Annotated in this window: 9 protein-coding genes and 1 riboswitch; of the genes, 4 read left to right on the top strand and 5 right to left on the bottom strand. The window is 74.9% G+C overall.

Features of this window, described 5'->3' with window-relative positions; genetic code table 11:
• Positions 1-334: 334 nt before the first annotated feature.
• Genes ACOJUF_RS05520 through ACOJUF_RS05505 form a run of 4 tightly spaced genes read left to right on the top strand, consistent with a single transcriptional unit; the run spans position 335 to position 8,830 of the window.
• On the top strand, positions 335-1,816 hold the full coding sequence (locus tag ACOJUF_RS05520) for a TIGR02677 family protein (protein WP_420120861.1): 1,482 nt from the start codon (positions 335-337) through the stop codon (positions 1,814-1,816).
• Positions 1,813-3,225 carry a TIGR02678 family protein gene (locus ACOJUF_RS05515; protein ID WP_420120860.1) on the top strand — a complete coding sequence of 471 codons (1,413 nt, stop codon included), beginning with the start codon at positions 1,813-1,815 and terminating at the stop codon, positions 3,223-3,225. Before ACOJUF_RS05520 ends, ACOJUF_RS05515 begins: the two co-directional genes overlap by 4 nt.
• A 5-nt stretch (positions 3,226-3,230) precedes the next feature.
• Positions 3,231-7,538, top strand: a complete 4,308-nt coding sequence (locus ACOJUF_RS05510) for a TIGR02680 family protein (RefSeq protein ID WP_420120859.1) — start codon at positions 3,231-3,233, stop codon at positions 7,536-7,538.
• 5 nt (positions 7,539-7,543) lie between these two features.
• A complete protein-coding gene (locus ACOJUF_RS05505) occupies positions 7,544-8,830 on the top strand; it encodes a TIGR02679 family protein (RefSeq protein ID WP_420120858.1) in 1,287 nt (428 codons plus the stop codon).
• Positions 8,831-8,917: 87 nt separating this feature from the next.
• Here ACOJUF_RS05505 and ACOJUF_RS05500 read toward each other — a convergent pair whose 3' ends face one another.
• From ACOJUF_RS05500 to cobA, 5 genes are all read right to left on the bottom strand, one after another.
• Positions 8,918-9,685, bottom strand: coding sequence for an adenosylcobinamide-GDP ribazoletransferase (locus ACOJUF_RS05500; protein ID WP_420120857.1), 768 nt, complete (start codon positions 9,683-9,685; stop codon positions 8,918-8,920).
• Positions 9,682-10,713, bottom strand: a complete 1,032-nt coding sequence (cobT, locus tag ACOJUF_RS05495) for a nicotinate-nucleotide--dimethylbenzimidazole phosphoribosyltransferase (protein ID WP_420120856.1) — start codon at positions 10,711-10,713, stop codon at positions 9,682-9,684. Before cobT ends, ACOJUF_RS05500 begins: the two co-directional genes overlap by 4 nt.
• Entirely contained in the window at positions 10,710-11,537 is an 828-nt protein-coding gene (locus ACOJUF_RS05490; protein ID WP_420120855.1) for a CbtA family protein, read from the bottom strand. The genes cobT and ACOJUF_RS05490 overlap by 4 nt, the downstream gene beginning before the upstream one ends.
• Positions 11,538-11,551: 14 nt before the next feature.
• The gene (locus ACOJUF_RS05485; protein ID WP_420120854.1) at positions 11,552-11,785 is read right to left on the bottom strand and encodes a CbtB domain-containing protein; all 234 of its coding nucleotides are present in this window, start codon (positions 11,783-11,785) and stop codon (positions 11,552-11,554) included.
• Between the two features lie 54 nt (positions 11,786-11,839).
• Positions 11,840-11,903: riboswitch (cobalamin riboswitch) on the bottom strand.
• Positions 11,904-11,970: 67 nt separating this feature from the next.
• On the bottom strand, positions 11,971-13,050 hold the full coding sequence (gene cobA, locus ACOJUF_RS05480; RefSeq protein WP_420120853.1) for a uroporphyrinogen-III C-methyltransferase: 1,080 nt from the start codon (positions 13,048-13,050) through the stop codon (positions 11,971-11,973).
• Between the last annotated feature and the right edge of the window lie 37 nt (positions 13,051-13,087).

Here is a 13,087-nt window from a genome sequence, read left to right as displayed (position 1 = left end):
CCTACCTGCACTTCTACAACCCCACCGGCGGCCGCCAGTACTACTGCCAGCTCGCCTCCACCGCCCGCTCCTGCGACTTCACCCCCACCGCCACCGGCACCTGGACCATCCGACTCGACCCCACCGGCGACACCACCGGCCGGATGACGATGGTGCTGAGCTGATCACCTGCCCGCGCCCCACCACCGGCGGGGTGGGGCGCGGGCCGTCGTTCGACTTGTTCCGACCCGGACCGGGGCAGGCCGGTCGGTTCCGTAGGGTGCACGGCATGGCCACGAGTGGGGGCGACGCGACGGTGCCCGGGTTCGAGCCCGGGTTCACCGATCTCGACCGCCTGCGCCTGTTCGCCTTCACCGCGGCTGAGAAGGGCACCACCTATCTCTGGGTGCTGCGGGCCATGGAACGCAGCCGGGCCAACTACGTGGTGCTGCAACACGCCGCGGACGTCGCGGCATCCCTGGCGGCACTCGGCCAGGAGCACGGACGGGAGCCCGTCCCGACGTTGACCGCCGAAGACGTCACCCCACTGCTCGATCAGCTTTACGCCTGGCAGGTGCTTGACCGCAGCTACGACGGCGCCCGGGCGGCGTCGCTGGCCGAGTACCGCAACCGGCACTACGTCTATCAGTTCAACCAGGCCGGGTACCGGGCGTACCGGGCGGTCGAGGACGTGCTCGGCGCCCGGCTGGACGACGCCACGCTATCCCGGCTGGTGCTGCCGGAGTTGCTCGCCGACCTGGACGAGCTGGCCGCCGCGAACCGCGACGACGACTCGGAGCTGGTGTACCGCAAGCTGAGTCGTCTCGATTCGGTGTTGAACGAGATGGCCGAACGCGCGGCCCGGTTCTACCTGATGCTCTCGGACCTGTCCAAGAGCACCGAGACCAGCGCGGAGGTGTTCCTGACGCACAAGGACGCGCTGATCGCGCACCTGCGCGAGTTCTCCTCCGAGCTCGCCCGGTACGCGCCGCGGCTGGCCGCGGCCGTTCGCGCGGTGCAGGACTCCGGGGTCGACCGGCTGGTCGAGCTGGCCGCGGAAGCCGACGAGCGGATCTTCCGCGGCCCGGCGGACCGGCTGCACGATTGGCAGCAGCGCTGGGCGGGGCTCGAGCACTGGTTCCTGGCCGTGCCGGGCCAGGCCGGCCGGTGCGAGGCGGACCGTCTGCAGGACGCGACGATCAGCGCGGTCGCCGCGGTGCTGTCGCTGTTGCGGCGGGTCACCGAGGCGCGGTTGGGCGGCGTCAACCGGGAGAGCCAGCTGCGGCACCTGGCCGCCTGGTTCGTCGCCACCCCCGATGTGCCCTCGGCCCACGCCCTGTTCGCGGCCGCCTTCGACCTGAGCCGCCCGCGACACGTCGGCGTCGTGCACCCCGATCCCGAGCTGATTCCCACCCGGCGCACCTGGTGGGAAGCGCCACCGGTCGAGTTGTCCCGCACCCTCGTCGAGACGGGGAAGCCGGCCGGACCCGGCGCGCCGGCCAGATTGGACCGCAACGACGCCGGCCGGCGGCGGCTCCGGGACGCGCAACTGGCCGACCGGCGCGCCCGGGCCGCCGCCGCCCAATCCCTGTCCGGGTCGCCGATCGAGGGCCGGACCCTGTCCGAGGAGGAGACGGCGCTGCTGTTCACCCTGCTCGACGTCGCCCTCGGCGCCCGCGTCCCGGTGTCCGGACGGGTACCGGCCACCGGCTCCACCCTGGGGGTCCGGATGACGCTGACCCCGCACCCCACCTCGACCGCGGTCCAGACGGTGCGCGGTGTGCTCCGCCTGGATCGGATGGCACTGGCCGTCTCTCCGATGGCCGGCGCTCGATGAACGCCCCGTCGAACCCCGCCGTCGCCCCGCTGGACCGGGCCGCGTACCAACGCGCCGCGCGGGTGCTGCTGAACTCGCCGCTGATCACCGGCACCTTCCCGACCGCCGATGCGCTCCCGCTGATCCGCCGCTGGGCGGGGCCGCTCCGCGAGGATCTGGCCGAACTCTTCGACTACCGGCTGGATCTCACCGCCACCACCGCCCGGCTGTCCCGGGTGCGGGACGCCTTCGACCCGTCCCAGCCGGCCAGGGCCGGCGCCCAGCTGGACCGCCCCTTCGACCGGCGCCGCTACGCCTACCTGTGCCTGGCGCTCGCCGTACTGGGGCGGGCCGGCCTGCAGATCGCCCTGTCCGAGCTGGCCGAACGAGTGGCCGGCGAGGCCGACCGCATCGACGGGTTGGAGCTCTCGCTGGACCGGCAGCCCGACCGGGCCGGGTTCGTCGACGCCGCCGGCTGGCTGGAGGCCCGCGGGGCGGTCCGGCTGGCCGACGGCAGCGCCCGTCGCTGGGTCGACGACCCGTCCGCCGGTGAGGCGCTGTATGACATCGATCGCGACGTGCTGCGCGCCCTGTACCGGCCGTCGCCGGTGCTGCAGCACGTCGACACCGCGCGGGCGCTGCTGTACCGCCCGCAGGGCGTGAGCCGGGACACCCGGCGCCGCGAGTCGGCGCAACGGGTCCGGCGGGCGCTGGTCGAGCGGCCGGTCGCCTACTACGCCGACCTCGCCCCCGGCGACCGGGGCATGCTGCGCAATCCCGGTCCGGCCGCCGAGGTGGCCGAACTGACCGGTCTGGTCGTCGAGCGCCGCAGCGAAGGCGTTGCCCTGCTGGATGTCTCGGGGATGTTCTCGGACCGCCGGTTCCCCGGGTCGGGCACCCGGGCGCAGGTGGCACTGCTCCTGGCGAACCGGATCGCCGACCGGGTGCTCGATCCGGACGCCCCGGAACTGACCGTGTTGGCCCCCGATCCGGACCGTGGCCAGACGTGGGTCCGCGCCCTGGACGGCGCGATGCCCCGGGCCGACCTGATCACCCAGTTCGCGGACGATTCGGACCCGGCCGATTCCGCCGACCCCGCGAACCCCGCCGGCCATTCGGTCGACGAGGGCGACACCGTCGACGACCCGGACGGCGCGGCGACCGCCGGGTGCCCGCTGCTGGAGGACGGCTGGCTGCGGTCCACCCTGACCGAGCTGATCGACAGCTATTCCACCGCGCTGTCCGCGGCCCAGGTGGCCGACCCGGCGCGGTTGCTGGATTCGGCGTTGGCGCTGCTGGCCGAGCTCGACATGATCGTGCGGGTGCCCGGCGGTGTCCTGGCCCGGCCGCTGCTGGCCCGCTACCGCAACGCCGTGGTGTCGGTGCGTCCCGCCGCCGAGCCGGCCGGCCTGTTCGACATGGGAGGCTGACGGCCATGACATCCGGCCCCGACCGGGACCCCGCGGCCCGCGGTGACCGGTTCCGACCGACCCGGTGCGGGGTGGTCAACCTGTGGGACTACCGGGACGAGGAGTTCGTCTTCGCCGACGGCCGGCTGGTGCTCCGCGGGCCCAACGGGTCCGGCAAGACCAAGGCCCTGGAAGTGTTGTTCCCGTTCGTGCTGGACGCCCGGATCGAGCCGCGCCGGTTGAACCCGTTCGCCGGTGACGAACGGACGATGAAGTCCAACCTGCTCTACCGCGGGCAGGAGAGCGCATACGGGTACGTATGGATGGAGTTTCGCCGGGACAGCGCGCCGGCCCCCGACGACGGCCCCGGACCGGGCGAGGTGGTGACGATCGGCGCCGGGCTGCGCGCCCAACGACACAACGACCGGGTGAGCCGCTGGTACTTCGTCGTTGACGGGCAGGTCGGCCGGGATTTCTCGCTGCTCGGCCCGGACGACCGGCCGCTGACCAAACGCCAGTTGACCGCCGAGGTGGACCACCTGCCGACGGTGCTGACCGAGCGGCCGGTGGAGCATCGCACCGCGGTCGACGCCCGGCTGTTCGGACTGGGCGTGGGCCGGTTCGAGCAACTGATCACCCTGCTGCTCACGCTGCGGCGTCCGCAACTGGCCAAGAACCTCGATCCGAAGGGCCTGTCACGGGCCCTGGCGGATGGCCTCCGCCCGCTGGACGAGGGCCTGATCGACGAGGCGGCGCACTCGTTCAGCGACATGGAGAACGTGCAGCGCACGCTGGCCGGGCTGATCCAGGCGGACGCGGCCGCCGCGACGTTCCTCACCGGGTACACCACGTACCTGCGCACGCACGCCCGTGCGGAGGCCGATCGGCTGACCGGCCGGCTGGATGCGATCGAGTCCACCCGGGTCGACCTGGCCGGCGCCCTGGCCGCGCGGGCCCGCTCCGCGGCCGACCGGGACGCCGCCCAGGACACGCTGGATCAGCAGCGGGATCGGCTGCGGGACATCACCTCCCGCCTGGATTCGCTCAAGGCCTCGCCGGCTTATCAGGACCGTGAGCAGCTGGCCCGGCAGGCCGACCTGACCGCTCAGCTCGGCCGGGCGGCCGACCAGGACGCCCGGGTTCGGGACGGCGCCCAGGCCGACGCCGCGCGTCGGGAGCAGGCGCGGTCCGTCGCCGCGGCCGCCCGACAGGAGGCGCACGCCGCGGTTGCCCGGCACGCCGCGGAGCTGGCCGGCGCCGCGCGGGACGCCGGGATCGGGTGGGACACCGACGACAACGCCGACGACGGCCGGCTCGGCGAGCGGGTGGCCGCCCGGGTCGCCGGCCGCGAGGACGATGTCGCCGCGATCCGGACCGCCATCACCGCCGTCGCCGAGGCGGCCCGCCTGCGCGACCAGGCCCAGCACCGCCTGGATCGGGCCCAGGAACGGCTGGATGCCGCCGAGCAGGCGTTGGCCGCCGCCCAGGACGCGGTCACCAGCCAGCGAGAACAGCTCGCGCAGTCCTTGTCCCGATGGCTCGGCGAGCACGCCGGGATGCTCGACCGGCTCGCCGGCGCCGACGGACGAACCGAGGGCCTCCCGGCGGAGGAAGGGTCGCTCGACCTGGCCGGGACCGTCCACGTCGCCCTGGCTGCCGCCCTCGACCGGTTCGGCGAGATCGACGCGCCCGCCCTGCCGGCCGTCCTGGACGTCCAGCTGGCGGACGCCCGGCAGGCCCGACGTGACGAGATCACGCGGTTGCGTGGTGTTCTCGACGGGCTGACCGAGAAGCTGGCCGGGCTGCGGGCCGAGCGGTCGGTGATCGCCGACGAGCAGGACCAGGCGCCGCCACCGTTCGCCGGTCGCACCGGGTCCCGGGACGGGCGGCCCGGTGCCCCGCTCTGGGCGCTGGTCGATTTCGCGCCGGGCGTCGACGACGCCACCGCCGCGGCCATCGAGGCGGCGCTGGAGGCGGCCAACCTGCTCGACGCCTGGGTCGGGCCGGCGACCGGCATCGACCCCGGCGCGTCGGACACCCTGCTGCTGCCGCTGCCGCCGGCCACGCGCCCGGAACGCTCCCTGCTCGGCGGCCAGCTGATCGCCGAACCCGATGCGGCGCTGCCGGTTCCGGTGATCGAGGCCGTTCTCGCGTCGATCGCGATCGGGGCACCGGCGTCGGCCGCCGGCGCGCTGGCCGGCGCCGCACCCGTCATCGACACCGGCGGCGGCTTCCGCCAGGGCATCCAGCTCGGCGCCCATCACAAGCCGCACGCCGAGTACATCGGCACCACCGCGCGGGCCCGCCGGCGCGCCCAGCGGCTGGCCGACCTGGACACCCGGATCAGGTCCACCGAGCGGGACGCGGCGCGCACCGACGAGACCGTGCGGACGATCCGGGCCCTGCTCGACGCGCTCGACGCGGCCCGCGGCGCATTGCCCGCGACGGCACCCTTGGCCAAGGCCGTGCGCGCGGTCGAGCAGCAATCCGCGACGGTCCGAGCGGTGCACGGCGAGATGGACAACGCGCGCAGCGATCTGGATCAGGCGATTGCCGCCCATCATCACCGGCACCAGTCGTTGCTGGCCCTGGCGGCGGCCCGGTCGATGCCGACCGAACCCGCGCTGGTCGACGGGATCGCTTCCGCCACCGCCATTTTCGCTCGGCTTGCGGCTGATCTCGGCGCAGCCCGGCGGACCGCGCGGGAACGGTCGCAGACGCTGACCACGGCCGAGGACGAGCTGCTCCGGGCGCGCGACCGGCTGACCGAGGCCGCCGAGCAGGCCGAACTGTCCCGCACCGAGCACCAGGCCCGCGACGAGGAGCTGCGCACGCTGCGCGCGGCCGTCGGGGTCGCGGTGGATGAGCTGGACCGGCAGATCGAGGTCGCGGCCGCCGACCAGCGGGCCGCTCGGAATGCCGAACGGGCCGCCGAGGCCGCACTGCAGGCGGCGATCGACGAGGCCGGCGGCCGGCGCATCGCGGTGGAGGGGACGTCCGCCGCGCTGACCACCGCGATCGTCGAGGCCCAGCAGGAATGCGGCCGGCTCCGGCCCTACGCCCGCTCCGATGTCGGCGATGTGCTGCGCCTGCCCGCCCGGCTGCCGGCCTGGCCGGCCGCCGGCGAGCAGTGGGCGGACCCGGCCCGGCTCACCGCCGGCGCGGTCGACGCGCTGCTCCAGGACCCCGACCACCCGGTCGCCGCGCTGCCCGACGCCGTGACGGCGTTGCACTCGGGCATCCTGGCCGCGACCGGTGAGCTGCGGCCGAACGAGAGTTCGCTCAAGTCCAGCCGTACCCGGGTGTCGGCCTCGCTCACCCAGCTGCAGGACCAGCTGGCCGCCGCGGGCCACGAGTACCGGCCGGATTGGGAGCCCGTCGACGACGTCATCGTCGTCAAGGTGTCCGACGAACAGGGTTTCGCCTCGATCGGCGACTTCGCCCGGCGGATCGCCGCCGCCCGGCAGGATCAGGAAGCGCTGCTGTCGGAGTCCGAGCAACGGATCCTGGAGGACGCGCTGCTGGGCCGGCTGGCCCAGCAGATCCATGAACGCACCACCGACGCAAGGGATCTCATCGCGCAGATGAACCGGGAGATGCGCGGCCGGCGGATGTCCTCCGGGGCGACCGTCGGCATCGCCTGGGAGCAGGCCGATGGGCTGGACCCGCAGCAACGGGCGGTCAGCCGGCTGCTCGACCGGGACGCCAGAGCGCTGTCGGCCGACGACCTGGCGACCATGCGCGCGCACTTCGCGGGCCGGATCAAGGACCTGCGCGCCCAGCGGGAGGACCGGCCCTACCCGGAGATCCTGGCCGAAGCGCTGGACTACCGCGGCTGGCGGTCCTTCGTCCTGACCCTGGTCGCGCCCGGCGGGCAGGAGGACCGGTTGACCCAGGCCCGGCACAGCACTCTGTCCGGCGGCGAGCAATCGGTCTCCCTGCACCTCCCGCTGTTCGCCGCCGCCCACGTCATGCTGTCGTCGGCCGCACCGCACTGCCCGCGGCTGCTGGCCCTGGACGAGGCATTCGCCGGCATCGACGACGCCGGCCGCAGCGAACTGCTCGGGCTGACCGCTCAATTCGACCTGGACCTGTTCATGACCGGCTACGACCTGTGGGCCACCTACCCGACCGTGCCCGGCTGCGCGCACCACGACCTGGCGCACTCCGCGGTGGAGCACACGGTCAGCTCGCTGTTGCTGGTCTGGAACGGCGCCACGATCCTCACCGACGGCCAGATCACCGGGGCGGACGACGATCTCGCCTCCGCGCTGGGCTCGCCGAGCACCCGACGGCGGCCCGGCGAGCCCGGCGGCCTGATCGATCCGAACTGATCGGCATGACGAACGGACCGCCCGCGCCGCTCACCGATCCCGGGTGGGCGCGAGTGCTTCGGCTCGCCCGGCGCCGGCTGGAGAGCACCGGCGGCGACGTCACCGGCACGCTGACTGTCCGGGACCCGACCGAGGCCGAACGCAAGCTGATCATCGGGGTGACCGGCGCCTACCGGCCGCCCGGCGTCGGGTCGCTCACGCTGCCGCTGCCCATGCTCGACGCCGCGGTGCGCCGGGACGCCGGCCGTTCACTGGTCGAGCTGCTGACCGCACTCGGCGGCCCGCTGCGCGATCGGCCCGGCGACCGCACGCGGGAGGCCCGGGCGCGCGACGATCTGCTCACCGACGCGCGGACGCACGGCGGACCGTGGGCGGGCGAGGAGTGGTTCGCCGCCTGGCTCGACACGCTGGCGTCCGACGGCACCATCACCCGTCTGGTCCGGCGGCACGACGGCGACCTGCTCCGCCAGGTCGGCGCCGTCCTGACGCTGCTGGCGGAGACCGCCGCGGCCGGCCCGACCGACCCGCAGCGGCCGGTCGCGCCGATATCGCTGCCGGTCCTGGCCGAGCGGGCCACCGGCGACACTAAGGCACTGTCCGGCACGCCGGCGGCCACTCTGGTGCTGCGCGCCCTGGCCGCTCGGGACGGCGAACCGACGCCGACCACCGCCGCCGAGCGCCGGGCGCGGTGGGACGCGGCCGGCGTCATCCTCGACGACCTGGCCAGTCAGGTGCTGGTGCTCGGCGTCCGGCCCTCGCGGGACCACCCGGTAGCCGGCTGGTTGACCGAGGCGGCCGACCAGGCGATCCCGTTCCGGCTGACCCTGCACCAACTGACGCTCGCTCCCCTGATGGTGAACGACCCGAACGTCTTCGTCTGCGAGAACCCGGCCGTACTGCGCGCCGCCGTCGGCGAGTGGACCCCCGGGCATCCGCCGCTGGTCTGCACCGAGGGAGTTCCCTCCGCCGCCTGCCACCGGCTGCTCGCCGGCGCCCGCGGGACCGTCCACTGGCGCGGCGACTTCGACTGGACGGGCCTGCGGACCACCGCGGATGCGATCGTCCGGCATGACGCCCGGCCGTGGCGGATGGCGGCCGCCGACTACCGGCGCGCGATCGACGCGCCCGGGGCCGAGACCGAGGCGCTGCGGGGCGCCCCGGCCGCATCACCATGGGATCCTCGGCTGGCCGCCGCGCTGCACGAACGCGGCCGTGCGGTGATGGAGGAACGGATCATCCCCGAGTTGCTGGCCGACCTGGCCGCCGCGGCGACGAGGCGCGGCGCGGACTGAACCGGGGGCGGCGGATTCCGGCCCCTGATGCCGCAGACCGTTCAGTCGAGGGCCGGCGATCGGCACTCCCCGGGTGGGCGGCCGGCCTCACCTCGCGCCGACGACCAGCAGGGCCAGCAGGGCGACCTCGATCGATGCCCCCAGCACGTCCCCGGTGATCCCGCCGAACCGGCGCACGCAGCGAACCACCAGCCCGGCCACCACCGCCGCCGCTCCCGCCACCCCGAGAACCCCGAGCCACCAGGGCGATCCGGTCGGGCTCGTGGGCGCCGCAGCCACGCCCGCAGCCCGCCCCCGCACCCCGGCGGCGGCCGGCCGGGGCCCCACCCCGGCCACCGTCGCACCCAGGCCCGAGGGGCGGGCCGGCGGCACCCCGGCGGCGCAGGCGATCACCAGGGCGGTCCGGGACAGGCACACCAGGACGCCCAGCGCGACGAATCCCCACGGCCGGGCCAGCAGCGCGGCGGCGCCGGCCACCTGGATCAGCAGCACCAGCACCACCGCGGCGACGCCCATCGGCCCGGTATTGCCCCGCCGCATGATCTCCAGCGACCGCTCCCGGTCGTATCCGGAGCCGAGACCGTCGGCGGTGTCGGCCAACCCGTCCAGATGCAGGCCGCGGCTGCCCCACGCGACCACCGCCATCGCGAGACCGGCGGCGACCAGCGGTGACAGGCCGATCCCCTGGTGCAGCCCGCCGGCCGCCGCAGCCGCGACCCCCAGCGGCAGCACGGCCACCGGCGCCACCAGCATCGCCGCCCGCGCCGTCGAGCGATCGACCCGGCGGGGCGGCGGGATCCGCAGCGCGGTGAGCGTGCCGACGGCCAACCGCAGGCCGTCGGGCAGCGAACTCACCCCAGCACGTCCGACAGCAGGGCCATGTCCCGCAGCAGCAGCGCCGCCGACCGGACCAGCGGGACCGCGGCCACGGCGCCACTCCCCTCGCCCAGCCGCATGCCCAGATCCAGCAGCGGCACCAGACCGAGCTTGTCCAGGGCCAGCGATTGCGCCGGCTCGGTCGACCGGTGCCCGGCGACGAACCACTGCGCCGCACCCGGCGCGAGCCGGTCCGCGACCAGGGCGGCCGCCACCGACACCACGCCGTCGAGCAGCACCGGCACCCCCAGCTCGGCGGCCCGGGCCATGAACGCGGCGCTGGAGGCGAGGTCGGCACTGCCCAGCGCGGCCAGCAGGTCGACCGGATCGTCGAACCGGCCGGCCGCCCGGGCCAGCGCCCGGTCGATCAGGTCGATCTTGCGTGCGAGGGTGTCGTCGTCGATGCCGGTGCCGCGGCCGGTCAGCTCCGCGGCGGGGAGGCCGAGCCCGGCGGCGATCAGCGCGGCCGCCGGGGTGGTGTTCCCGATCCCCATGTCGCCCGAGATCAGCAGGTCGGCGCCGGCCTCGACCTCCTGCTCGGCCACCGTCCGGCCGGCGGCCAGCGCAACGGTGACCTCCCCGGCGGTCAGCGCGTCCGTCAGGTGAATCGCCCCGGACGATCGCCCTACCTTGAATTCCCGGACGGCGGGAGGCAGGTCGGCCAGGTCGTCGTCCACGCCGATGTCCAGCACCCGCAACCGCACCCCGTGCTGCCGGGCGAGCACCGACACCCCGGCGCCACCCGAGTGGAACATCCGCACCATCGCTGCGGTCACCGCGGCCGGATAGGCGGACACCGCATACTCGGCGACGCCGTGATCGCCGGCGAACACCACCGCCCGCACGTTCTGCGGCGGCTCCGGCGGGCAGCGATCCTGGCAGCCGGCCAGCCACACCGCGACGTCCTCGATCCGGCCCAGGGCACCCGTCGGCTTCGCCAGTTCGGCGATCCGACGGGCGGCGGCGGTCCGGGCGGCCGCCGACGGCGGCCGGACGGGGTCGGTCATGCGGCGGTGCCGGCCAGCCGCCGGGCCGCGCGGGCCCGCCGACCATCCTGGCCGGCGACGACGCCGATCATGGTGGCCGACGCCAGACCGATGGCCGCCCACAAGGTGGCCTGCACCGTCAGCGACGCCGTCCGGAACCGCCAGAGCAGATCGGCGGAGAAGCCAGCGGGCACCTCGTCGACGATCGGCAGCAGCCACCCGGCGATGAGGACGACGACCAGGTAGCCGCCCGAGGCGATCAGCCAGGAGTTCCAGGCACCCAGCCGCGGGGTCAGCCGGCGGGCCGCGACGATCGCCCCGAACGCGGCGACCACCGAGATGGCCAGCATGGTGAAGTACCAGGCGGTCCGCTGCCCGATGGTGTCCGGGTTGCCGACGGCCGGCGGATTCGGCGGGTACTTCAGGTAGGGCACGAGATAGACCGCCAGGAAGCCGATCACGGCGACCAGGGCAGTACTCGCGCGAGCACTGATCGGACCGAGCCGCCCGGCGGCAAACGCCGCGGCGACACCGACGATGCCACCCAGCGCGGTGCCGAACAGCAGCGTCGCGGTGAGCAGCCCCCAGGTCGCCTGGTTCGGCCGGGACACGACCGCTTCGTCGCCGTCGCCGTGTGAGTGTCCGGCGTCCACGGTGTCCTGAGCCGCGTGGTCCGCTGCATGGTCCGCCGGGTGCTCGGCAGCGACAGGCGTGCCCTGCTCCTCGAGCGAGATGGCTGCGGCCACCGGCGGTTCGCCCACCAGGTAGGCAACCCCGAACGCGAGAATCCCCGCGACCAGGCCAGCCAGCAGTCCCCGGACCAGAAAGGTCCGTGCGGTCAGCATGTTCCGGTCCCCCGTCAGTGGCAGGGGAAGCCGAGCAGGTGCCGGCCGTCGTGCACCCACTCGTGGATGGCGGTGCCGGAGAACACCGCGAAGGCCCCCTGCTCGGCGGAGACGAAATAGAGCGCGATCAGCGCGAGCAGCCCGACGAAGACCGCCCACGGCAGGAGCTGCCGGACGGGAATCGTCGGAACCGCAAGCGCGGGAAGGGGAATCGAAGCCGATCCGGGCATGGCGGCAGCCTGGGACATGAAGACCTCCTCGGGGGTGGTGCGCCCCCGCTCGTCGGAGCCTGGCGATACCGGGGTCTGACTCGGCCCCGCAGGGCCTCACAGTGGCGCGACCGCGCCGGAATTGCACCGGCTTCCCGATATCGCTGGAACTGCTCGACCGTAGCGGCCGGCCGGCAGCGCGGTCAACGCGGCCCCTCCGGAGGTCAACCGACGTCCTCGACGGCCGGATCGAACGCCGCCACCGAACCGATGACGGTGATCGCCGGCGGCCGGATCCCGGCCGCGGCGGTCACCTCGGCGATCGCGGCCACCACGGCGCGGACCACGCGCTGCCCGGGCAACCCGCCGTCGGCCACCGTGGCCGCCGGGGTCGCCGGATCGAGTCCGTGCCGGATCAGCTCGGCCGTCACCGCCGGCAGGGTGGCCACCCCCATCAGGATCACCAGGGCGGTCCCGGTCCGGGCCAGCGCCGCGTAGTCCAGGGTGGACCGGGGATCACCCGGCGGCACGTGCGCGGTGATGACGGTGAAGCCCTGGTTGGCCGTGCGGTGGGTCAGCGGGATCCCGGCCAGGGCCGGCACGCCGACGGCCGAGCTGACGCCCGGGATGACCTGCACCTCGATCCCCGCCGCGGCGCACGCCTGCCACTCCTCGCCGCCACGGCCGAACACGAAGTTGTCGCCGCCCTTGAGCCGCACCACGGTTCGGCCGGCCCGGGCGTACTCGACCAGCACCTCGTTGATGCGCTCCTGTGGGGTGAACCGGCCGCGCGGGATTTTGCCGACGTCGACGATCTCGACCCCGGGCGGCGCCTGGTCGAGCACGGCCAGCGGGGCCAGCCGGTCGGTGACGATGACGTCGGCCGCCCGCACCGCGGCCAGCCCGGCCACGGTCAGCAGGCCGGGGTCGCCGGGCCCGCCCCCGACCAGGATCACCCGCCCGACCCCGCCGGCCGGGGCGGGCGCCGCGGCCGCCGGTTCGAGGCAGAAGACGCCGCGCCGCTCGGCCCAGTCGCGCACCTGCGGGGCGGTCGCCGCGTCGTCGACGACGACCAGCGCGGCGGACGCCCCGTCGTCCTCGGTGACCGCCCGCGCCGCCCAGCGCACCAGCCCGCGCTCGGCCAGGTCGGCAACGGCCGCGGCCACCGCCGGCGCGACGACGTGCACGTCCGCACCGGCGTCCCGCAGGGCGGCGATCCGGCCCAGCCCGCGGTCGCCGCCGCCGACCACCAGCACCCGGCGGCCCCGGACCGGCAGCTCGGCGACGAATCCCGGCCCGCTCACCGCACACCCCCACCCGTGTTGATCATGGGATGGTGGC

It is taken from the genome of Nakamurella sp. (assembly GCF_048594475.1).
GTDB lineage: Bacteria > Actinomycetota > Actinomycetes > Mycobacteriales > Nakamurellaceae > Nakamurella.
The sequence above is the reverse complement of the archived record's forward strand: the minus strand, read 5'-3'. Positions and strand labels throughout refer to the sequence as shown.